General features: G+C 70.1%; 21 protein-coding genes. 10 read left to right on the forward strand and 11 right to left on the reverse strand.

What is annotated here, in order from left to right:
* Nucleotides 1-20 precede the first annotated feature (20 nt).
* Entirely contained in the window at nucleotides 21-800 is a 780-nt protein-coding gene (locus EG812_RS27355) for an SDR family oxidoreductase (protein ID WP_126713279.1), read from the forward strand.
* Between the two features lie 146 nt (nucleotides 801-946).
* On the opposite strand, the gene EG812_RS27360 is transcribed toward EG812_RS27355, so the two are convergent.
* On the reverse strand, nucleotides 947-2,368 hold the full coding sequence (locus tag EG812_RS27360; protein WP_013733278.1) for a dihydrolipoyl dehydrogenase family protein: 1,422 nt from the start codon (nucleotides 2,366-2,368) through the stop codon (nucleotides 947-949).
* A 229-nt stretch (nucleotides 2,369-2,597) separates the two neighbouring features.
* Nucleotides 2,598-2,801, reverse strand: coding sequence for a cold-shock protein (locus tag EG812_RS27365; RefSeq protein WP_013733277.1), 204 nt, complete (start codon nucleotides 2,799-2,801; stop codon nucleotides 2,598-2,600).
* 444 nt (nucleotides 2,802-3,245) lie between these two features.
* Between EG812_RS27365 and EG812_RS27370 the strand changes: the two genes are divergently transcribed.
* Both EG812_RS27370 and EG812_RS27375 read left to right on the forward strand, forming a co-directional pair.
* On the forward strand, nucleotides 3,246-3,539 hold the full coding sequence (locus EG812_RS27370; protein ID WP_126713280.1) for a hypothetical protein: 294 nt from the start codon (nucleotides 3,246-3,248) through the stop codon (nucleotides 3,537-3,539).
* A 162-nt stretch (nucleotides 3,540-3,701) separates the two neighbouring features.
* A complete protein-coding gene (locus EG812_RS27375; RefSeq protein WP_126713281.1) occupies nucleotides 3,702-4,253 on the forward strand; it encodes a hypothetical protein in 552 nt (183 codons plus the stop codon).
* Between the two features lie 30 nt (nucleotides 4,254-4,283).
* On the opposite strand, the gene EG812_RS27380 is transcribed toward EG812_RS27375, so the two are convergent.
* Complete coding sequence (locus tag EG812_RS27380; RefSeq protein ID WP_126713282.1) at nucleotides 4,284-5,477, reverse strand: ARPP-2 domain-containing protein; 1,194 nt, start codon at nucleotides 5,475-5,477, stop codon at nucleotides 4,284-4,286.
* Nucleotides 5,474-6,901: a hypothetical protein gene (locus EG812_RS27385; protein WP_126713283.1), complete on the reverse strand. Its 1,428-nt coding sequence runs from the start codon at nucleotides 6,899-6,901 to the stop codon at nucleotides 5,474-5,476. The genes EG812_RS27380 and EG812_RS27385 overlap by 4 nt, the downstream gene beginning before the upstream one ends.
* Nucleotides 6,902-7,146: 245 nt before the next feature.
* Here EG812_RS27385 and EG812_RS27390 point away from each other — a divergent pair, with 245 nt between their 5' ends.
* From EG812_RS27390 to EG812_RS27400, 3 genes are read left to right on the forward strand one after another with little or no spacing between them, the layout of a single operon-like run.
* Complete coding sequence (locus EG812_RS27390) at nucleotides 7,147-7,740, forward strand: MOSC domain-containing protein (protein WP_013733273.1); 594 nt, start codon at nucleotides 7,147-7,149, stop codon at nucleotides 7,738-7,740.
* 22 nt (nucleotides 7,741-7,762) lie between these two features.
* Complete coding sequence (locus tag EG812_RS27395) at nucleotides 7,763-8,311, forward strand: RBBP9/YdeN family alpha/beta hydrolase (RefSeq protein WP_013733272.1); 549 nt, start codon at nucleotides 7,763-7,765, stop codon at nucleotides 8,309-8,311.
* Nucleotides 8,312-8,340: 29 nt separating this feature from the next.
* The gene (locus EG812_RS27400) at nucleotides 8,341-8,868 is read left to right on the forward strand and encodes a metallophosphoesterase family protein (protein ID WP_013733271.1); all 528 of its coding nucleotides are present in this window, start codon (nucleotides 8,341-8,343) and stop codon (nucleotides 8,866-8,868) included.
* Here the strand turns inward: EG812_RS27400 and EG812_RS27405 are convergent.
* Nucleotides 8,865-10,088 (reverse strand): serine hydrolase domain-containing protein, encoded by a 1,224-nt coding sequence (locus tag EG812_RS27405; protein WP_199743972.1) that lies wholly within the window; start codon nucleotides 10,086-10,088, stop codon nucleotides 8,865-8,867. The two genes, EG812_RS27400 and EG812_RS27405, sit on opposite strands and share 4 nt — an antisense overlap.
* Nucleotides 10,089-10,167: 79 nt before the next feature.
* Nucleotides 10,168-11,802, reverse strand: a complete 1,635-nt coding sequence (locus EG812_RS27410; protein ID WP_126713285.1) for a sugar ABC transporter permease — start codon at nucleotides 11,800-11,802, stop codon at nucleotides 10,168-10,170.
* A 292-nt stretch (nucleotides 11,803-12,094) separates the two neighbouring features.
* Here EG812_RS27410 and EG812_RS27415 point away from each other — a divergent pair, with 292 nt between their 5' ends.
* Nucleotides 12,095-13,318, forward strand: coding sequence for a DUF2786 domain-containing protein (locus EG812_RS27415; protein WP_233579665.1), 1,224 nt, complete (start codon nucleotides 12,095-12,097; stop codon nucleotides 13,316-13,318).
* A gap of 71 nt (nucleotides 13,319-13,389) precedes the next feature.
* Here EG812_RS27415 and EG812_RS27420 read toward each other — a convergent pair whose 3' ends face one another.
* Nucleotides 13,390-13,827 carry a DUF6223 family protein gene (locus EG812_RS27420; RefSeq protein ID WP_126713286.1) on the reverse strand — a complete coding sequence of 146 codons (438 nt, stop codon included), beginning with the start codon at nucleotides 13,825-13,827 and terminating at the stop codon, nucleotides 13,390-13,392.
* A 217-nt stretch (nucleotides 13,828-14,044) separates the two neighbouring features.
* On the opposite strand from EG812_RS27420, the gene EG812_RS27425 reads away from it, so the two are divergent.
* Together EG812_RS27425 and EG812_RS27430 are read left to right on the forward strand one after the other, a co-directional pair.
* Nucleotides 14,045-15,253 carry a sensor histidine kinase gene (locus tag EG812_RS27425; RefSeq protein ID WP_126713287.1) on the forward strand — a complete coding sequence of 403 codons (1,209 nt, stop codon included), beginning with the start codon at nucleotides 14,045-14,047 and terminating at the stop codon, nucleotides 15,251-15,253.
* Nucleotides 15,250-15,930 carry a response regulator transcription factor gene (locus EG812_RS27430; protein ID WP_126713288.1) on the forward strand — a complete coding sequence of 227 codons (681 nt, stop codon included), beginning with the start codon at nucleotides 15,250-15,252 and terminating at the stop codon, nucleotides 15,928-15,930. The genes EG812_RS27425 and EG812_RS27430 overlap by 4 nt, the downstream gene beginning before the upstream one ends.
* Before the next feature lie 7 nt (nucleotides 15,931-15,937).
* Here the strand turns inward: EG812_RS27430 and EG812_RS27435 are convergent, their stop codons facing one another.
* The 4 genes from EG812_RS27435 to EG812_RS29385 are packed head-to-tail and all read right to left on the reverse strand — an operon-like array spanning nucleotide 15,938 to nucleotide 18,280.
* The gene (locus EG812_RS27435; RefSeq protein WP_126713289.1) at nucleotides 15,938-17,050 is read right to left on the reverse strand and encodes a Gfo/Idh/MocA family protein; all 1,113 of its coding nucleotides are present in this window, start codon (nucleotides 17,048-17,050) and stop codon (nucleotides 15,938-15,940) included.
* The gene (locus tag EG812_RS27440; RefSeq protein WP_013733263.1) at nucleotides 17,020-17,730 is read right to left on the reverse strand and encodes a ThuA domain-containing protein; all 711 of its coding nucleotides are present in this window, start codon (nucleotides 17,728-17,730) and stop codon (nucleotides 17,020-17,022) included. The genes EG812_RS27435 and EG812_RS27440 overlap by 31 nt, the downstream gene beginning before the upstream one ends.
* Complete coding sequence (locus tag EG812_RS29380; protein WP_013733262.1) at nucleotides 17,727-18,032, reverse strand: alpha/beta hydrolase; 306 nt, start codon at nucleotides 18,030-18,032, stop codon at nucleotides 17,727-17,729. The genes EG812_RS27440 and EG812_RS29380 overlap by 4 nt, the downstream gene beginning before the upstream one ends.
* A complete protein-coding gene (locus EG812_RS29385; RefSeq protein WP_199743970.1) occupies nucleotides 18,008-18,280 on the reverse strand; it encodes a hypothetical protein in 273 nt (90 codons plus the stop codon). Before EG812_RS29385 ends, EG812_RS29380 begins: the two co-directional genes overlap by 25 nt.
* 416 nt (nucleotides 18,281-18,696) lie before the next feature.
* On the opposite strand from EG812_RS29385, the gene EG812_RS27450 reads away from it, so the two are divergent.
* Nucleotides 18,697-20,355, forward strand: a complete 1,659-nt coding sequence (locus tag EG812_RS27450) for a family 43 glycosylhydrolase (RefSeq protein ID WP_158632559.1) — start codon at nucleotides 18,697-18,699, stop codon at nucleotides 20,353-20,355.
* Nucleotides 20,356-20,416 lie beyond the last annotated feature (61 nt).

A 20,416-nucleotide genomic window follows, 5' to 3' on the forward strand; every position in this document is an offset into this window, starting at 1 on the left:
CACGAAGGGGGAGCGTGCTGATGACCGGACGGCTGGCAGGCAGGACCGCCATGATCACCGGATCCGACTCGGGCATCGGGCAGGCCACGGCGATCGAGTTCGGCCGGGAGGGCGCCGACGTGGTGGTGCACTACCTGCACGACCACGCGGGTGCCAACCACACCAAGACCGAGATCGAGAGAACCGGCCAGCGGGCTGTCGTGGTGCAGGGCGACATCAGCGTCGAGCATCAGGTCGAGGCGATGTTCGACGAGGCCCTCGGGGAGTTCGACCGCCTGGACATCCTCATGAACGACGCGGGCGTGGACGCCTCCGGCATCCCGGTGGCCGATCTGGACACCGCGACCCGGGACCGGGCCATCCGCACCAACCTGTACGGGATGTTCTTCTGCTGTCGGCGGTTCATCCAGCACCGCCGCGACCAGGGCGGACACGGCAAGATCATCAACATCACCTCCGTCCACCAGGAGGTGGCCCGCGCCGGCGGCTCCGACTACGACGCCAGCAAGGGCGGCATGCTGGAGTTGGCCAAGAGCATCGCCCTGGAGGTCGCCCCGATGCACATGAACGTCAACAACATCGGGCCCGGCATGGTGCTCACCCCGTTCAACCAGCAGGCGATCGACGACCCGAAGTACCTGGAGGAGCAGGTGCAGTCCATCCCCTGGAAGCGGGCCGCGCAGCCGGAGGAGATCGCCAAGCTCGCCGTCTTCCTGGCCAGCGACGACGCCGACTACGTCACCGGGTCGACGTACTTCATGGACGGCGGACTGATGCAGAACCAGGGACAGGGCGCGTAGCCGCCCTGCCGGTGAGACGTCCGACGCTAGGCGCCACCGCCGGGTGCGGGCCGGGCGAACGGGCCGGCGCGCCGCGACGGAGTTCGGGCCGCATGCATCAGCGATTCTCTCGGTCGGACCAGGAACGTGCTGGCTGGCACGTGGCGTCAGCGGCCGTACGCCTCGAGTAGCCGCAGCCACACCTCGCTGACGGTCGGGTACGCCGGAACCGCGTGCCACAACCGGTCCAACGGAACCTCACCGACGATGGCGACGGTCGCGGCGTGGATCAGCTCCGCCACGTCCGGGCCGACGAAGGTGACGCCGACGATCACCTTGCGGTCCTCGTCGACGACCATCCGGGCCTGCCCCTGGTAGTCATCGGCGTGCAGGGTGGCACCGGCGACCGCACCCAGGTTGTAGTCGACGACCCGGGTCCGCAGCCCTGCCGCCTCGGCGGCGGCCGCCGTCAGACCTACGGCGGCGATCTCCGGGTCGGTGAACACCACCTGCGGCACCGCACGTTCGTCGGCCGTCGCGACGTGCCGGCCCCACCGGCCGTCGTCGACCTTCTCGCCCTTCGCGCGGGCCACGATGACGTCGCCGACCGCGCGCGCCTGGTACTTGCCCTGGTGGGTGAGCAGCGCCCGCCGGTTGATGTCACCGGCGGCGTAGAGCCAGTCGCCGCCGTCGACGACCCGCATCGTGTCGTCGACGGTCAGCCAGTCACCGGGTGTCAGGCCGACGGTGTCGAGTCCGATGTCCTGGGTGTTCGGCGTACGGCCGATCGCGACGAGGACCTCGTCGGCTTCGACCCGCTCGCCCTGGCTGGTGTCGACGTGGACGGTGCCGGCGTCGTCGCGATGCACGGAGACAGCCTCCGCGTCGACGTGCAGGGACACACCGGCCTCGCGTAACGACTGCGTGACCTGCTCGGCGGCGAACCGTTCCACCGACGGCAACACGCCGTCGCGGGCCAGCACCGTCACCGAGGACCCGAGTGCGGCGTACGCGGTGGCCATCTCGGTCGCCACCACGCCGCCGCCGATGATGGCGAGGCGACGGGGAATGGACGTCGCCGCCGCGGCTTCGCGGCTGGACCACGGCGCTGCGGCGCGCAGGCCCGGGATGTCCGGCATCCGAGAGCCGCTGCCGGTGGCCACGACCACCGCGTGCCGCGCGGTCAACGTCGTCGTGGCGCCGTCGGCGTCGGTCACCTCGACGACCTTGGCGGCACTGAGCCGTCCGTGGCCTCGGTGCAGTGCGATCCCGGCCGATTCCAGCCAGGACACCTGCCCGTCGTCACGCCAGTTCGCGACGATGGAGTCGCGCCGCGCCAGCACCGCCGCCGCGTCCAGGTCTCCCGTCACCGCCTCACGCGCCCCGGGCACCTGGCGGGCCGCGCGCAATGCGGACCCGCTGCGCAGCAACGCCTTGGTCGGCATGCAGGCCCAGTACGAGCACTCCCCGCCGACCAGTTCCCGTTCGACGATGGCGGCGGTCAGGCCACCCTGCACGACCCGGTCGGCGACGTTCTCCCCGACCGGTCCCGCGCCGATCACGACGACGTCGTACGCCAGTTCGGTCATGTCAGCTCCCCTTCGCAGCACGGCCGAGGCGGATCGCCGCGACGAGGAAGAAGATAGCGCCCGGTATGCGTAGCCAGCCGTATTGATCAACGGCGGATGGCCCGCGGTAGCCGTCGGCGATGAAGGATCCCCCGGCCAGGGTGGCAGGAACGAACCTGAACAGGTGGCAGAGGAAACGCCGAACGGCGGCCTGCTGAACCAGTCAGGCCGCCGTTTGACGAAGCGTGAATCAGAGCGAGCGGATGTCCGACGCCTGGGGGCCCTTCGGGCCCTGGGTGATCTCGAACTGGACGCGCTGGTTCTCATCGAGGCTACGGAAGCCGCTCGCCGAGATCGCCGAGAAATGGGCGAAAACGTCGGCGCCGCCGTCGTCCTGGCTGATGAAACCGAAGCCCTTGTCACCGTTGAACCACTTCACGGTACCAGTAGCCATGTCTGCTCCTTCGCAGGCTGTGGGAGACCGCACTGTGCGGTCTCGCGTGCCGCTGCGTTGATGACCCGCGTCGGGAACGACACGAAAAACGAAAAAAGCACCTGGACGGGTTTTGGTTAACCCATCAGGCGCCGAGACGTCAACGGAAATCAAAACTGCAACGAGGCAACCGTAGCACAGAATTTGACGACGTGCGGACCACCGGCCGTTGGCGCCAGTGGGGTGGGGACGGCTGACGTGACAGTGGTACCGCGTGGTGCGCGTACAGTGGAGCGGTGGGTCACCGTTTGTGTCCGCGCCGACCGGCACTTCGGACGTGCCGACGGATAACGGCACGTTGCGGACGGTGACCAGCGTTGTCGTGAGGCAACCCATCGGAGGTCTGGCTGACCTCCAGTTTCGGGTGCTGCCATTTCGGGCGGCCCTCCGGCACAGGAGCAGGACATGACTTTCGCACTGGCCCCATCCGCGGTCCCCTCACCAGAGCCGCGAAGGCCCATCAAGAATCTACGCGAAAAAGGGGCGGAAAGCTTTCACTCTGTGCTCGCCAAGGTTCTGACCACCGCCCTGGAAAATGCTCTGGAAGCGGGCGACCACCCGAGAGCAGTCAGCATCATCAATCGCGGTTTCGCGGAAGGAAACCCGCAACTGGGCTGCGATCTCCTCTGCCGGGCGATCGCCGTCGTCGGAACCGCCCGGACCTGGACCGTGCAGCTCGCACCCCTACGCTCACCGTAAGCTCCCGGGTCAGAGGCTCGACCTGGCGGCGAGGGATCTTCGGTCGGCGGACCATCGACCCGACCGGCCGGAGCCGACAACGGGAAAGGCTTGACGCAGGAACAGTGATCGAGCATCGTCGATTTGAATCGACCTCAGGGATACTCGACACGGGGAGATCCGATGAAGACCTTCGTCACTCTCGCCTCTGCTGCCCTGCTCCTGCTGACCACGGCCAGCGCACCCCACCGCCCGCCGACAGCCGATGCGCCCTGCCGGGGACAGATCCACCCCAACCCGGGCTTCGAGCGCGGCACCACCGGTTGGACCGCCGGCCCCCGCATCGTCGTACTCGGCGACACGGCCCGGCCCGCCCACACCGGCCGCGCGTACGCCACCTTCGCCGGGTTGGACGTCACCCGGAGCGATCTACTGCGTACCGACGTGACGGTGCCGGCGAACTGCGACCTGACGGTCCGGTTCCGGGTCCGGACCCTCACGACGGAGAGCAGCCGCGGCGATTACCTGAACGTCGGGCTGGCGGTCACCGGGATCCCCCCGAAGACGAGGTTCTCGCTGGCCTTCGACGGCGGGTCGCAGTGGCGGGAGTACAGCATGTCCACCGGGACGGCGACGACGGAGCGCACCGCGACGGTCAGCTTCCTCGCCAGCGAGACGGCCGGCAACGGTGTCACCGCCTTCGACGTCGACGACGTGACCTTCACATTGAGCTGACCAGGAACCGGCGGGCAGGAACGCCACCGATCATCGATGCCGGTCGCCGGCTGTCAGCGCGCCCCGCGACTGCCGTGCGCGCCTACGGCAGGCGTCGATGATGTCGGGGCGCAGCAGGTGGCCGAAACCGGCCCGATCGAGACGCTGGACCAACCCGTCGCGGTCGGTACGCAGGGCGGTGGCGGTGCTGTCGAGGTTCCAGTCGTGGGCGGCGAGCTGGGACAGCAGATGCCCCCGGCGGGTCTGCGCAGCCGACAGCCGGAACGTCTTGAGGTAGGCCAACCGGCCGGTCTCGTCGGTGATGACCTCGCCGATGTGGTTGTCGGTATCGGGGTCGAAGGCGGGCAGGAACCGGGCCAGGGTGAAGCGGCCCATCCGGTGCGCCGGGGTGACGGTGAGCCGTCCGGCGGCGAGCAGCCCACCGGCCAGCAGGGCGTGGAAGCCCTGCCACTCGGCGTCCATCCGGGCGAGTTCGGCGCGCAGATCGGCGACGCTGGTGACGGCCGTGTCGTCGAGCCGGACGGTGAAATCCGGTACGGCCGGGTACAGGTGGGCGTAGTGGAACAGCAGGTCGCCGTAGAAGTCCTGCAGCAGCGTGGGATGCAGGGCACGGTAGTAGTCCGGATGCGGGACGACGAACGCGGCGGTGAGCGCGTCGGCGACGTAGAGCACCATGCCGCACTGGTCGGGGTGGATCTCGAAGACGCGCAGCGCGTCGTCGAGGCCGGCGATGGCGGCGCCGGTGTAGCCCGCCTCCACCCGCGGGGACAGGCCACGGGTGACGGCCTGGCGGGTCCATTCCTGCCAGGCGATGGGCGGGCCGCCGAACTGCAGTGCCAGGTAACCCTCCACGGCCAGGTGCAGCGGCAGGAAACGCAGCCGCTGCCGGTCCTCCCGGCGCGCCATGCGGCGGCGGAACACCAGCCGGATCCCCTCCGGCACATCGGTGTCGGCGCTGTCGCGCAGCTGGGTGCCGTAGGCGGCGGCCGGGGTGCTGTCGGTGGTCCAGGTGGCGACGAACGCGTGCGGGATGAACGAGATGTACGCCGTACGCGGTGCGGTCTGGACGATCGACAGCGCGTCGGGGTCGTGGAGCCGGGCGTGCAGGCGCAGGTCGGTGACGGGGTCGCGGCGCAGGAGCGGGACGAGGCGGATCGCGCCCCACGTCTGGGCGGGGCCGGGGGTCAGCCCGGTCAGGTCGATGCCCTCGATGACGGTGGTCACGACACTGCCTCCTGGTCGTCGAGGAACCGCTCGACCCGGTCGGCGAGGTGGCGGCGCAGCTCGTCGAAGCCGGCGCGGCCGGTGGCGAAGCGGGCCAGTTCGACGAGCGCGGCGGCGTCCTCGGCGTCGCGGACCCCGACGGTGGCCACCCCGTCGGCCAGGCGGCGTACATCGAAGGTGTCGGCGTCGTAGACCGGGTTGAGGTGCACGATGCTGGTGTGCTGGTCGGGGTCGAGGCGGGTGCGCCAGATCCGCAGCACCTCGGCGGCCTGCCCGGGTGGGTCGTTGTCCCAGCCGTCGGAGACGATGACGAGCCGGTCGGGGCCGCGTTCGAGCGCGTCGAGGATGCGCATCCCAAGCCCGGTGGCCCCGACGGGGTGGACCAGCAGCGGGTCGCCGCGGTGGTGCAGCCACAGCCCGGTGAAGTCGGCGGCGAGGGCCTCCAGCAGGTAGTGGGTGGCCAGGGCGACGGCGAGTGGTCGGCGACGTTTGGTCCCGGAGCCGGCGGCGGAGTAGCTGTCGTCGAGGACCGCCACCACCCGGCCCCAGGTGCCCGCCTGCCGGCGGGCGGCGCGACGCGCGGCGGCCCGAAGCGCACCGGTCAGCTCGTCGCGACGCCGGAGGCGTTCCGGACGCGGCAGTGACAGCGCGTAGCTCGCCAGCCGGGTCAGGGGTGCCGTGGCGAGGTCCATCGCGACGCCGTCGACCTTGTGCCGTACGGCGCTGCCCTGCAACCGCAGCCGTTCACCGGCGGTGAGCCGGGGTGCGATGCCGGACAGGAACCGGGCCCGGTCGATGCCGTGCTGGGCAGCCAGTCCTTCGGCGACGGTGTACGGCAGCTCGTACAGGGCCCGCTGGTCGTAGTGGGCGCGCCGCCACGCCTCCAGGATCGGTGTCTCGTAACGCCTGGGTCGACGCCAGGCGAACAGCGCCGTGCCGACCTCGCCGGGAAGTGGCAGGTGGGCGTGCCGGGCGGCGACGGACAACGAGCGGCGGTACTTGACCGCGTCGAAGGCCGGGTCGGGCCGGGCCGCCACCCAGTCACGGACGATGGCGCGGGTACGCCGGTTGTTGATCCCCAGCCGGCGCAGGTCGCGGAAGACGCCGTACACCCGTTGTGGTGGCAGGGTCCGCAGCCGTGCCGCGATCAGTCGCCCCTCCCGCGCGCGCTGCTCGCGGCTGGCCTCCCGGGCGGTGCGCAGCAGGTTCGTCACGACCATGGCGGCGTTGAGCTGGTTGACGTCCAGGGCGAGGGTCGCGGCGTACAGGTCGCGGTAGTTGCCCAGCACGTACTCGTGGAGGAAGTCCAACGACAGGCGCTGCGCGGCGGCGGTGGAGCGGAACTCGCGCTGGGCGGTCGAGGTGATCGCGGCGTTGACGAACATGACCACGTCCTCGCACGCGATCCGATCCGCCCGCGACATGACTGCGACTGCACCTTCTCTCGTCACCTGGGTGCCGGCCGGGGAATGGGGGCACGAACTGCGAAGCATCGCTTCAGAGGCGGGTTCCGGAAGTCGCACCGAAGTCCCGCGGCCGGCCCCGGCCACGATACCGGTCACGATCAACTCGTCGCGGGGCGTGGATTGGTGACGAAGTGCCTGCGGGCGGGGTCTCGGGTGGCGAAACTGTTTGGACGTCGTGGATGCGCATGAGGGACAGTCGAACGATGGAGAACTCTGTCGCCGTACGTCATCGCTCGATGGACGAGATCATGGCGGGGCTGCACCTGGTGCGGCAGTCCCCCCGGGCTGCCGGCACCCTGGCGTTGGCCGTACGCCGGCCGGCCGTCGACGCCCGCGAGGTGCTGTCGGAGGCCGAACTGGACGCGAGCGTCGGGCTGCTCGGCGACAGTTGGGGTCAACGACCCAGCAAACGCACGCCCGACCGGTCACCGCACCCCGACATGCAGCTCAACGTCATCAACTCCCGGTTCATCGAGCTGATCGCCGGCGCCGATCGCGACGCCTGGGCGCTGGCCGGGGATCAGCTCTACGTCGATCTGGACCTGAGCGTCGAGGCGCTGCCGGCCGGTACGCGTCTGGCGATCGGCGACCGCGCGGTCATCGAGGTGACCGACCAGCCGCACAACGGTTGTGCCAAGTTCGCCGCCCGGTTCGGACGCGACGCCCACAAGGTGGTGTGGACGGAGGAGGGTCAGCGGCTACGGTTGCGCGGCCTCAACGCCCGGGTGGTCGTCGGTGCGACGATCCGGGTGGGCGACGCCATCCGGCAGCTCCCGCCCGGGCAGCTGCTGCCATGACCTCGGGGAACGGCTGGCGACCGTGACGCGTCACCTGGTCGTGCCCGGTCGAGGTGTGCCGTCGGTCGACCACTGGTCGCGCAGCTGGGTGCGGGACCGTCCGGGGTTCCAGTGGGCACCGGAACCGCCCGGGCCGCCGTACGTCGCCGCCGAACGGGTCGCCGCGCTGCACGCTGCCATCAGCGCTGATGCGGAGCCGGTGATCCTGGTGGCGCACAGCGCGGGATGTCTGACCGTCGCCGTCTGGGCCCGCCAGCACATCGGTCCCGTCCGGGCCGCTCTGCTGGTCACACCGCCGTACCTGGATCCAGACTGGAAACCCGGCCCGGGCGAGAGCGTCGATGTCATCATCGACCACGTGCCACGCGAGCCCCTGCCCTTCCACTCGATCCTGGTCGCCAGTCGCACCGACCCGAACGCCACCTTCGCGCAGTTCGAGGCGTACGCGCGGGATTGGGGTTCGGAGCTGTTCGACGCGGGCGCCGTCGGGCACCTGGACTCCAAGACCGGGTTCGGTCCGTGGCCCGACGGCGAGGATCTGCTCCGGTCGCTGGCCGCGGTGACGGGCTGACCCGGGCCGGTCGGGGCTACGCTGCCGGGATGCGGCTGGTCATCATGGCGGACACGCACGTGCCGAAGCGGGCCCGTGACCTGCCGTCCGGGCTGTGGGCCGCCGTTGACGCCGCCGATCTGGTCATCCATGCCGGCGACTGGGTCAGCGTGGAACTGCTCGACGAGGTGGAGCGGCGCAGCGCCCGGCTGATCGGTGTCCACGGCAACAACGACGGCCCGCAGCTGCGTGCCCGGCTGCCGGAAATCGCCCGGGTGCAGGTGGCCGGGATGCGGATCGCGGTGGTGCACGAGACCGGTCCCGCCGGTGGCCGGGAGCGCCGCTGCGCGGCTCGTTTTCCCGACTGCGACCTGCTCGTCTTCGGGCACTCCCACATCCCGTGGGACAGCGACGCGCCCGGTGGTCTGCGGCTGCTCAATCCCGGCTCGCCGACCGACCGGCGGCGGCAGCCGTACGCGACGTACCTCACCGCCGAGCTGGCCGACGGCCGGCTGGACGCCGTCACCCTGCACGAGGTGACGCCGTCCAGCCGGCCGCAACGCCGTCGGTCGCCCTAGGGTGCCGCCACCACCGCGTCGTTGCCCGGCATCCGGGTCACGCTGGGCAGCTGCGGCACCGCTTCTGCCGAGCGGCTGCTGACATCGCTGGTCGGGCACATCGCGGTGAGCAGGAAGGTCTGCCAGGCGATGTCGAACGGGTGCGGGTCGGGAAGACCGACCTGGTAGTGGCTGATGTTGATGCCGGAGGACACCTGGCGGGTGCCGTCGCGGCTGTGCAGGGAGTAGGTCAGGTGACCGAACACCGCACCGTCGTGGCCCAAGAACTCGCCGCACGGGGTGGGCAGCGAGTAGATGCCGAGACCGTAGGTGCCGGCCTCGGGCAGCCCCGGCAGCATCGGCACCCCGTCGAGCATCTGCTTGAGGGTGGCGGGGCTGAGCAGGTCTCCGTCGAGCAGCGCGCGGAAGAAGGTGTTCAGGTCCGCCGTGGTGGAGATCATCTCGCCGGCCGTCCATCCCCAGCTCATGTTGAACTCGCTGAGGTCGCGTGCGCCGAACGGGGCGAAGTAGGCGCCGCTGTGCGGGCCGCGGATCGTCGGATCGGTGCCCGGGAAGCTCGTCCCGGTGAGCTTCAGTGGCCGCAGGATGCGCCGCTGCACCTCGGCCGGGGCGTCGTTGCCGGTGACCGCCTCGATCAGCAGTCCGGCCAGCACGTAGTTGGTGTTGGAGTAGCTGAACGTCGCACCGGGGGCGCCGGTCGGCGGCATGGCCAGGCCGGTGGCGACCAGGTCCGCCGGGGCGTACGTGGTGACCTGCATCTGGTTGATCGACGCATACGAGTCGATCATGGCGTTGGTGTAGTTGCCGATGCCGCTGGTGTGGTTCAGCAGCATCCGGACGGTGATCTGGTCGCCGCGCTCCCCCGGTACGGTGTCGGGGAGCCACCTGCCGACCGGGTCGTCCAGGCCCAGCCGTCCCTCGTCGACGAGTTGCAGCACGGTGGTGGCGACGAAGGTCTTGGTGATGCTGCCGATGCGGTGACGCATCTGTGGCTGCATCGGTCGAGGTTTGGTCAGATACGCCTGGCCGGCGGCGGCTCGCCAGTCGTGCCGACCGTCGCGCACCTCGGCCAGGACGCCGGGCACGCCGGCTTCGGGTACTGCGGTGAGCGCGGCGCGCAACTCGACGCGGTCCGGCCTGCCGGCGGACGGTCCGGGCTGCGCTGCGGCGGATGCGGGTACGACAGCGATCGTGGCCGCCAGCATCACGCCGGCGGCCACGATCTTCCGTGTCCGAAGAGTACTGAACATAGCTACATGGTCGTCGTGTCCCCGGAGAAACGCACCCTTCGCCGGGAAATCATCGCCCGACTCGTACGGCCAACCGGTCGAGATACTTCACCTGCAGCCACCCGAACGCGACCAGGAAGATCAGCATCATCGGTAGCGGCAGGACCGCGCCGAGGGCCAGTTCGTCGCCGCGCATCCCCCATCGGGCGTACACCATGAGGGCCTCCAGCGGCGCGGGCCGGTACATCGGTGTCGACGCCACGACAAACGGCCAGAGCACCTGTGCGGCGGTGACCAGCCAGGTGACCAGCCCGACCAGCAGGATCATCGGCGCCGCCGGGGCGAGCATGGCGCGCCCGAACCCGGCGCCCGCCCGCCACCGGGGCTCCAGCCCGCGGAACAGCACGGTGAACAGGAACAACGCGGGAATGCTGACCCAGCCCGGCGGCACCAGCCCGAGGAAGGTGTTGAGCTGGTCGAAGTCGCGGGCCCGCAGGTAGGACTCGATGGCCAGCGGCCCGGTGCCGACGAACAGCCACGGCGCGAAGGGCAGCAGGAGCAGCTCGCTGAACCGACCGAGGGGACGCAGGCCCCCGATGGCGAAGCCGGCGGCCGCCGCTACCGCGACCGTGACCACTGCCGACAGCAGGGTCGGCAGCCAGGTCGCCGTCAGCATGCCGCTCAGGTCGGGGGACGGCATCGGCACGGTCTCGTTGGTGAACCGCAGGCTGCGGCGCAGCCACGGCCAGGCCGCCCACAGCATGACGGCGACCACGACCGCCCCCGCGACCGCCAGCCCGATCCGGGCCTGCCGATCACCGGTCGACTCGGTGACCGGAGCGGACTTGCTGACCGCGCCGTGCGGCTGCTCGCGGTGCGTGACGGCCTCGTCGACCACCTCGATGCGGACTCTGGTGAGCAGCAACAGGGCCGTCGCCGCCAGGCCCAGCAGGGCCAGCGGGAGCAGCAGCAGCACCGCTGCTGCGGAGCCGCCACCGAGGTTCATCTGCTGCAGGGACTGCAGGACCACATACGTCATGGGCGTACGGCTGTTGCCCGTGATCAGCGTCGGGGTGAAGGTCTGCAGGGTGAGCGCGATGATGCCGAGCATCAGCAGACCGGCGACGGTCAGCGCGGCCGGCAGGGCGTCGCGGCGGTGCGGCCGGCCGCGGAGGGTGCTGAGGAAGGCCGTGGTGGCGACCGCCACCACCAGTCCGGCACCGGTGACAGCGGTGAACTCCACGAGGGTCGCGAGGGGACGGTCCAGCATCGTGCCGGGTTCCATCCGGTCGAGGCGCCAGCCGATGAGCAGCGCCACGGGCGCGTACCCGGCGACCGGGAGCACGACCAGGGCCCGCAGCGCCAGCCGGGCCGGGCGCCCGGCGCGGTCGGCGAGCAGCGCCAGCACCGGGGCGACCAGCAGGGCCAACAGCAGCGGCACCAGCGCCAGGAGCAGGGCCGAGCCCAGGTCACCGAGGAATCCCCGGGTGAAGAGTTGCTCGTAGTTGGCAGAACCCACACCCTCCGCCGGGCCGAGCAGTTGATCACGCTGCGTCGAGCGCCACACGGCCTGCACGGTGGGGAGCAGGTACGACCAGGCGAGAGCGAGTAGGGCGGGTAGCAGCAGGACGAATCCGACACCGATCCGGGTGCCGCGATCCGGTCCGGTACGGCCTGCCGTCATCGTGGGTGCTGCCAGGCTCATGGTGCTCCTCGTCTCGTCGGACTCCGTGGCCGGGCCTGACGATAGGGGCAGCGATCAAGACGGCGCCACCTGACGAACGGGTGCACATCATCGATGTCGCCGCCGTTGAGTACGGGTACGTCGGCATAGCTGAGTACGGATACTCAGTGCGGACGGATCGCGCCGCCCGGCGGCTTCTCGGGGCGGCGGGCGACAGCTCCGTCGGGTGTTGTCGCGCCCGGGGTGAAGTGACCACCGTCGCTGATCCGGCCACTGGCCGAAAGGCACGGCCCGGACTCCGTAGCCTGGGCTGGTGACATCGGTGCGGGAGCGGATCAGGGCGGTTCTCGCCGGGGCGATCGACTACGAATCAGGGCTGGACGCCCTGGCCGTGACGCGGTCGACCGAGGTCGATCCGGAGTTGGTGGCCGCGAAGGACGAGGCGTGCGCGCGGCTGTGGCGGGGCGGATGGCAGCCGGCCGAGGTGCACCGGGTGGTCGCCCGACGGGGTCAGCCGCGCCAGGCCGAGTTGGTGACCGACGCGGTCGCCGCGCACCTGCGGCGGTTTCCCCGCGACGCCGTCGACGGGCGGTGGCTGGCGCAGGCGGACGCTCTCGGCGCGCAGGTCTGGTGGACCGACGACGCGACGTACGTCGACGAGCTTGCCGCCCGCTGGCGGCTCGACCGGGTGGCCGTACTCGATCTGCTGTTGGGTCTGCTCGTCATCCTGGCGGCGCTCCCGCCGATCGAGGTGCTCGTGCCCCCGCCGGGGTCCGCTCCCCCGCCGGCCGGCGGGTCGGGCGGTGCCGGGTCGTCCCGGATCGACGCCCGGCTGCTGGACCGGGTACGCGCCCTGCTCGCCAAGGCCGAGTCCACGGCCTTCCCGGCCGAGGCAGAGACGTACACCGCCAAGGCCCAGGAGTTGGTCACCCGGCACAGCCTGGACGAGGCGCTGCTGGCCGCCCGGGGCGGTGACGCGACGCCGGTGGTGCCGTACGCGCGGCGCATCGGTGTGGATCATCCGCATGAGCGGGAGAAGGCGTCCCTGCTGGATGTCGTCGCCCGCGCCAACCGCTGCCACACGGTGTCGTCACCGGAACTGGCGTTCAGCACCGTCTTCGGCTTCGACACCGACATCGACGCGGTCGACCTGCTCTACACCTCCCTGCTGGTGCAGGCGCACCGGGCGATGGCCCGGGCCGAGCCACCGGGCGGCAAGGCCGGCCGGAACCGCCTGAAAGCGTTCCGGCAATCCTTCCTGGTGGCGTTCGCCGTCCGGATCGACGAACGGCTGACCGACGCGGCACAGCGCGCGTTGGCCCAGGTCACCGCCGGGAGCGGCGGAACGGGGGTGAGTGACCCGGCCGACCTGCTGCCGGTGCTCGCCTCCCGCGACGAGCAGATCCGCGAGACCATGCGGCAGGTCTTCCCGCACACCGTGCGGGCCCGGGCCAGCCGGGTCGACAGCCACGAGGGCTGGGAGTCCGGTCGGCAGGCCGCCGATCGCGCCACCCTACCGACCGACACCCGGCCGTGACGCGCGCCGTTTCGCCGAAACGGTGGTTTCCCGCCGCTCCGCATTCCGCCGTTGCGGCGAAACGGAGTCGATCACAGGGAGCGGGCCATGGCCAGCCCACCGAGTCCCAGGCTTGCCAGCCCCACCACCAGGGCTACGACGCCGCCGACGATTCCGTAGCCGGTGCCGGGTCCACCCTCGGCGGCGGCCACCACGTACCCGCCGAGGACCACCCCGATCAGCCCCGCCACCAGGGCGATGGTGGCCCCGAGCCGCCCGGTGCCGATGCGGCTGCGGGGGCGGGTCACGGCCAGCCCGCCGACGACCACGCCGGCCAGCGCCGCCAGTGCGCCCACCAGACCCACGAGTCGCCCGGTGGTCAGGTCGTACGCGTCGATGGCTGCTGCCGGTCCGTCGGCGGTGGCCGGGCCGCCGAGCCCGGTCGCGCCGAGCAGTACGGCGAGTGCGACGACTCCGATCACGGCGGCAGCGGTGACGGTCAGCACCTGTCGGATCCTTGATGAGCTCATTTCGTTCTCCTGATCGGCTGGACGGCGATACGGACGCTGTCGGCTTCGGGGGACGCTCAGATCGTCGCGGCGGTGCGGGTGCCGTGGCCTCCGGCAACGGATGGCACCGGCTACGCAGATGGGCGTAGCCGGTTCGGGGCTTGCTACGCCGGTCGTCGTAGCCGGTCGCGCGGTTGTGCGCAGTGATGGCCGTGCGTGTCGGCGGTAGGTTCACGGAATGGAACACCGAGCCGGGTCGCGTCCCCTGCGGGTGGTGGCGCATGACGTGGTGCTCGCGCTGCTCGTCACCGTGATGCAGGTGCAGGGCACGGTCGCCAAGGTCGCCGTCGAGGGCGCGCCACGGCCGCTCACCGACTTCGGGAACCTCGGATACGCGCTGCTGGTGGTCAGTGGTCTGGTCCTGGCCGTGCGCCGTCGGTGGCCGGTGGCCGTGTTCGTGACCGCCGCGCTGGCCAGCCTGGTGTACTACGGTCTCGACTTCCCGGACGCGCCGGGTTGGCTGGGCTTGTTCGTCGCCCTGTACACGCTGGCCGCCTATGGTGACGGACGTCGGTCATTGGTGATCGCCGGTGTGGGTGTCACGGTGCTCGCCGTCGGGTGGTTGGTCGCGGCGGCGGACATCGAGCCGCGGGCCGCCATCGGTTGGGTGTTCTTCCGTATCGGCGCGTCGGTGATGAGCGCGGCGCTCGGCGAATCCGTCCGGTCCCGGCGGGTCATCGCCGCCGACGCCCAGCGGCGTGCGGAGTTGGCCGAACGCAGCCGTGAGGAGGCAGCGCGGGCACGGGTCGACGCCGAGCGCCTGCGGATCGCCCGGGAGGTGCACGACACCGTGGCGCACGCCATCGCCATCATCAACGTCCAGTCCGGAGTCACCGCGCACGTGTTGGACAAGAGACCGGAGCAGGCCCGGGAGGCGTTGCGGGCCATCGAGCTGACCAGTGCCCGGGCGCTGCGGGAGATGCGGACCATTCTCGGCGTACTGCGTGACGACCACGACTCTCGGGTGCCGCAGGCGGGCCTGGAGCAGGTCGACGAGCTTGTCGCCAAGGCGCGTGAGGCCGGACTCGACGTCACTGTCGAGGCGTCCTCGCCCGTTGCGTCGTTGCCGAGCGCGGTGGACGGTGCCGCCTACCGCATCCTGCAGGAGGCGTTCACCAATGTGATCCGTCATGTCGGTCCGACTCGGGTGACCGTCGTGTTGAGCGCCGGGGTCGACGTCCTGGAGGTTCGGGTGACCGACGAGGGCCGCCGCACCCCTCCGCCGGGTGACGGTACGGACATGCGGGCCGAGCCTGGGCGCGGGATCGTGGGCATGCGTGAGCGTTGTCAGCTGCTCGGCGGGGAACTCGACGCCGAGCCGACGCGGCGCGGAGGGTTCGAGGTCCGGGCCCGGCTGCCCCTCGCACCGGACGGGTCACGCCGGTGAACACGGCAGAGTCGCAGATCAAGGTGCTGCTCGCCGACGACGAGAAGCTGGTGCGTTCCGGGTTCAAGCTGCTGCTCGACCTGGAAGACGACATCACCGTGGTCGGTGAAGCGACGGACGGTGCCGAAGCGGTGGAGGCTGCTCGCAGCGCCCGCCCGGACGTCGTCGTGATGGACATCCGGATGCCGAAGCTGGACGGCATTCAGGCCACGACCCAGATCAGCCGGATGCGCGGGCTGGAACGGGTACGCATCCTCATCCTCACCACCTACGACACCGATGCCAATGTCTTCGACGCGCTGCAGGCCGGTGCCAGTGGCTTCCTGCTCAAGGACGCCGGACCGGCCGAACTCCTGCACGCCATCCGGGTGGTCGCCGCAGGGGATGCGCTGCTCGCCCCGCGGATCACCCGGCGTCTCATCGGCCAGTTCACGGCACGGCGGACGGCCGCCGGCGCCGCTCAGGAGCGGCTCGCGGTGCTCACCGACCGGGAGCGGGAGGTGCTGGCGCTGGTGGGGCGGGGTCTGAACAACGACGAGATCGGTGGCGAATTGTTCCTCAGCCCGGCGACCGCGCGTACCCATGTCAGCCGTGCGATGGCGAAGCTGGGTGCCCGTGACCGGGCGCAACTGGTCGTCATCGCCTATCAGACCGGGTTGGTCAGCCCCGACGTGTGACCGCGTGTCAGCGGTCGGGCGCGGAGAGCCAGTCGTCGGTCGGGGTGAGCGGGACGGCTGCGGGGCGCTCGACTGTCGTCGTCAGTTCGATCCGTCGGCCCTCGGTCGCCGACCGGAGCAGGGCGGTCATGATGTCGAGGACGTGCAGCGCCATGTCACCGCTGGCCCGTGGTGGGCGTGTCTCGTCGGCCCGGACCAGGTCGATCAGGCCGATCCCTCGGGAGCCGGCGACGTAGCCGGCCTGCGGTGCGAGGGCGTGCCACTCGGGGTCGCCGAGCGTGAGATGGCGGACGGTGCCGTCGAAGTTGTTGGGATCGGGTACGGCGAGGGTGCCGGCCTCCCCGTGCACCTCGATCGGTGCGGCGGTCGTGGCGACGCCGTCGAAGCTGGTCGTGAGCGTCGTCAGCACACCCCCGACGTGTTCCAGCACCCCGGTCACGTGGGTCGGCACCTCGACCGGGATCCGCTGCCCGAGGCGGGGGCCCGAGCCGATGATCCGGGAGTCACGCAGTTGGCTGGCGGCCCCGATCACCGCCCGGACCGGCCCGAGCAGGTGGACCAGCGCCGAGATGTAGTAGGGCCCCATGTCCAGCAGTGGGCCGCCGCCGGGGACGTAGTAGAAGTCGGGATGCGGGTGCCAGCGCTCGTGTCCGGGGGTGACCATGACGGCCGATGCGGCCAGTGGGCGGCCGATCAGTCCACCGTCGATCGCGGCTCGGGCGGTCTGCGTACCGGTGCCCAGGACGGTGTCCGGCGCGCAGCCGATGCGTACGCCGGCCGACGCCGCCCGGTCGATGATCGACCGGCCCTGCGGGAAGGTGGCGGTGAGGGGTTTCTCGACGTAGACGTTGCGGCCGGCGTCGATCGCCGCGCCCGAGACCTCGGCGTGCGCCGACGGGATGGTCAGGTTGAGCACCGTCATCACGTCGGGGTGGTGGAGCAGCCGCTCGACACTGACCGCCTCGGCGCCGGGAATCGTGGCGGCGGCGGCGACGGCCCGCTCCGCGTCGATGTCGGCCACCGCGACGATGCGCACGGCGGGATGGTCGGCGAGGGTGCTCAGGTACGCGCGGGAGATGAACCCGAGACCTACGATGCCGATGCCGTGCGGGTCGCCCACACCATTCCCCTCTCGATGACGGTCCGCACGCTCGGGTGTTCCAGCACGTCGAGGCTGTGTCCGGGGGTCGTCACGACGATGCGCCCGGCACCCCAGTGTCGGGTCCAGATCGCCGGCGAGGTGACCGGCCGGTGCCACGGTTGCCATTCCCGCGTCGGGTGGGTGGTGGTGGCCAGGACGTCGATCAGGTCGTCGTGCAGCACCCAGTACTGCTCGGTGACCAGGTCGAAGTCCTCGATCCCGGCGGTGATCGGGTGCTGCCGACCATGGTCGGTGATCGTGATCGAGTGGGGCAGGAAGGCGTCCTGTTCTCCGCCGCGGCGATCGCACGGCGGGACGCTCGGATGGGTGGCGAACTGGCCACCCACCAGGTGCAGGTAGTCCGAGCAGGCGCGGAAGGAGTCGACGATGCCGCCGTGCCAGCCGGTGAAACCCGTTCCGGCGGCGACCGCCGTGGCCAGACCGGCCACCTGCTCGCCGGTGATCTGCGACATCGTCATGCACTGCACGATGAGGTCGGTGTCGGCCAGTGCGGTGGCGTCGGCGTAGATCTCCGTCGACCCCTCCACGCGTACCGTGTATCCGTTGACTTCGAGGAACGGGATGAACAGGTCCGTCGCCTCGACCGGCCGGTGTCCCTCCCAGCCGCCTCGGACCACCAGGGCTCTACGCCGCGTCACACCCGCTCCTTCCCCGCTGCACCACTGTCGGTCGGTCGACGCCCCGCGCCGTCCGGCCATCGACAACCGTACCCGCTGCCTCTGACAGCGCTACCCCGTGCGGTGGTGACGTCGGCGACGACGGCGGGCTGCGTCATGAACACGGCGTGGCTGGCCGCAACGTTGGTGATCTCCGCGCCGATGCGCTTGGCCATGTGCTGGAGCGTCGCCTGGTCGAAGGCCTTGTCGTCGGTGGCGATGACGGCCCAGCTCGGCTTGTCGCGCCAGGCGGCGTGCTTCACCGGCGTCCCGAAGGCCGACATGTTGATCGGTACCTGCGTGTCGCGGAGGAGGAGGCGGCGTCGGCGGCGAAGCCGGCCTTGAACGTGTCGTGGTTGAGGAAGCCGTAGCCGTCGTTGCCGACGTCGATGATGAAGTCGGGCCGGCTGCTGCGGTAGTGGCTGGCCGCGCCGGATGAGCGCAGCGCCCTGGTGTCGGTGTGCCCGCCGCTTCGCGAGTCGATCCGCGCGGCACGCTCCTGCCCGTGGTGGACTGTCGGCCTGGCGGGCATGACCGGGCAGACGCGCCGCAATCGCCACAAAGGTCTACACCCTGCTCAGATGACATTGACGCTCTTGACATTCTCCAGATTGCATAGTTAACATTGCCGAAATCTTGTTAACGCTAACAGCGCGTCTGGTCCGAGGAAACAGCATCGGATACGACCGAGCACAATGCTCGCGCACCCGCGAACCGGCCCTGCGGGATCCCTCTCGATTACCTTTGAAGGTCGCCTCACCACCGACTAGTCACACCACAGGCCGGTCAACCAGAAAATCGGACTCTTCCGCTCGCTGTTAGCGCTAACTCCATCGCACGGAAGGTTGGGGAATCATGGCTGACGAAAGGGCCGGAAAGCGACGTCGAGGCATAGCGGCTATCGGCCTCGCTCTCGCGGTAGGCGTCGGGATAGGCCAACTGACACCGGTGGCGCCGGCAGCAGCGGAAAAGCCCGAGAAGCCGGGGGCGCAGGGCGTCGGACCCAAGACGCAGCTCGCGAAGGTGCCGCTGAGCGGCGTCGACATGACACAGACGTACGTGAACCCGATCAACCTGCCGGGGATGGCGGTACGCCACATCGTCGGGACGATGCCGCCCACGGACGCGAATGTCGCCAACACCTCGCAGATTCCCGCCAGCTTGAACCTGCCGACGTGGACGGCGGCGTCCGGACGGACTCTCTCCAGCCGGTCCAGCGTCGGTTTCACCAGGATCTCGGAGAACTCTGCGCGCACCGGGGCGGACTGGTCCGCGGTGAACGTCGACGGGACCATCTATCTCTACGCCTCCGGTGCCATGCAGAACGCGCCGAACAACAACCGCACCGTCTGGTCCACGACCGACTACCTCACCTGGACACCGCACGAGATGAACCTGGGCCTGGTGGCGCCCACCGTCGTGCAGGTCGGCGACACCTTCTACATGGCCGGCAACAACACGCCGGTCTACCGAGCGGACTCCCCCACCGGCCCGTGGACCAGCATGGGCAGCTTCCTGCGCCCCAACGGTCAGGTCCTGAGCGTCGGGGACGTGCAGTTCTTCCTCGACACCGACGGCCGGCTGTACCTGACGTACAACATCGGCTCGCCGATCATGGGCGCCGAACTCGACCCGAACAACCCTCGCCAGCTCATCAGCGAGCCGGTGGTGCTCTGGACCTTCGACCCACGCCAGGAGTGGCAGCACATCGGCGACAACAAGGCCACCTACACGCACGGGTACGTGGAGGGTTCGCAACTGTTCAAGCTGGGCGACACGTACTACCTGCAGGTCGCGTCCGGCGGGACGGAGTTCACCACGTACGCGACAGGTGTCATGACGTCGGACCGGCCGCTGTCCGGGTTCACGGAGACGCAGCGCAACCCGATCGGCGCCGGGAACAACCACCCCAGTTCGGTGTATCCGAACGCCGGGCACGGCAGCTTCGTCGTCGACAATGCGGGCAACCTGGTGTTTTTCTACACCTACGTCATCGCCTATGAGGAGTTCTTCGAGCGGCGCCTCGGAATGGACGTCTGCACCGTGATCCCCAACGGCCCGCAGAAGGGTGCGATCGACTGCGAGTTGTCCAACACGCCGCAGCTGGCCCCGGGCAGGAAGATCTCGGGCCGCGACGACGTCGGGCTCTACAACGTGGCCACCAACAGCCAGGCGTACTGGTCGAGCAGCTACGCCCCCGGACGTAACCCGTACTACGGCAGCGACCGGTCCCTGTCGACCTGGTGGGAGCCGGCCGACAACGACAGCGCGCCCACCTACATCAGGGGCTTCGGCACGGTGTTCCACATCTCCGCAGCCCAGATCCAGTGGAAGGAACTCGGGCGCACGTTCACCAAGGACAACGCCGTGCAGTACACCCTGGAGTACAAGGACATCCCCACCAACACGTGGCGGACGCTTGTCGACCGGAGTACGAACACCACCGCGTACACGGCTGACTACGTCACCTTCGACCGGGTGCTGACCAACGCGGTCCGGCTGAAGATCCTGGGTACGACCGAGAACGTGAAGGTCGGCGTCCACGAGCTCAACGTGTTCGGGGAGAACTACCACCTGGTCGCCTCCAAGGGCATGATCACCCCGTAATCCGGTCACCCGGGGCGGCACGAAAGGGAGCGGGCGAGATCAACCGATCTCGCCCGCTCCT

The organism is Verrucosispora sp. FIM060022 (assembly GCF_003977705.1).
Lineage (GTDB): Bacteria > Actinomycetota > Actinomycetes > Mycobacteriales > Micromonosporaceae > Micromonospora > Micromonospora gifhornensis.

Coding starts and splice junctions, on each gene's coding strand:
- EG812_RS29380 (WP_013733262.1), bottom strand. CDS start 18,032: ATGTCGGCCTTCGGGACGCCGGTGAAGCACGCCGCCTGGCGCGACAAG.
- EG812_RS27375 (WP_126713281.1), top strand. CDS start 3,702: ATGAAGACCTTCGTCACTCTCGCCTCTGCTGCCCTGCTCCTGCTGACC.
- EG812_RS27355 (WP_126713279.1), top strand. CDS start 21: ATGACCGGACGGCTGGCAGGCAGGACCGCCATGATCACCGGATCCGAC.
- EG812_RS29385 (WP_199743970.1), bottom strand. CDS start 18,280: ATGCCCGCCAGGCCGACAGTCCACCACGGGCAGGAGCGTGCCGCGCGG.
- EG812_RS27400 (WP_013733271.1), top strand. CDS start 8,341: ATGCGGCTGGTCATCATGGCGGACACGCACGTGCCGAAGCGGGCCCGT.
- EG812_RS27370 (WP_126713280.1), top strand. CDS start 3,246: ATGACTTTCGCACTGGCCCCATCCGCGGTCCCCTCACCAGAGCCGCGA.
- EG812_RS27365 (WP_013733277.1), bottom strand. CDS start 2,801: ATGGCTACTGGTACCGTGAAGTGGTTCAACGGTGACAAGGGCTTCGGT.
- EG812_RS27360 (WP_013733278.1), bottom strand. CDS start 2,368: ATGACCGAACTGGCGTACGACGTCGTCGTGATCGGCGCGGGACCGGTC.
- EG812_RS27390 (WP_013733273.1), top strand. CDS start 7,147: ATGGAGAACTCTGTCGCCGTACGTCATCGCTCGATGGACGAGATCATG.
- EG812_RS27420 (WP_126713286.1), bottom strand. CDS start 13,827: ATGAGCTCATCAAGGATCCGACAGGTGCTGACCGTCACCGCTGCCGCC.
- EG812_RS27410 (WP_126713285.1), bottom strand. CDS start 11,802: ATGAGCCTGGCAGCACCCACGATGACGGCAGGCCGTACCGGACCGGAT.
- EG812_RS27425 (WP_126713287.1), top strand. CDS start 14,045: ATGGAACACCGAGCCGGGTCGCGTCCCCTGCGGGTGGTGGCGCATGAC.
- EG812_RS27385 (WP_126713283.1), bottom strand. CDS start 6,901: ATGTCGCGGGCGGATCGGATCGCGTGCGAGGACGTGGTCATGTTCGTC.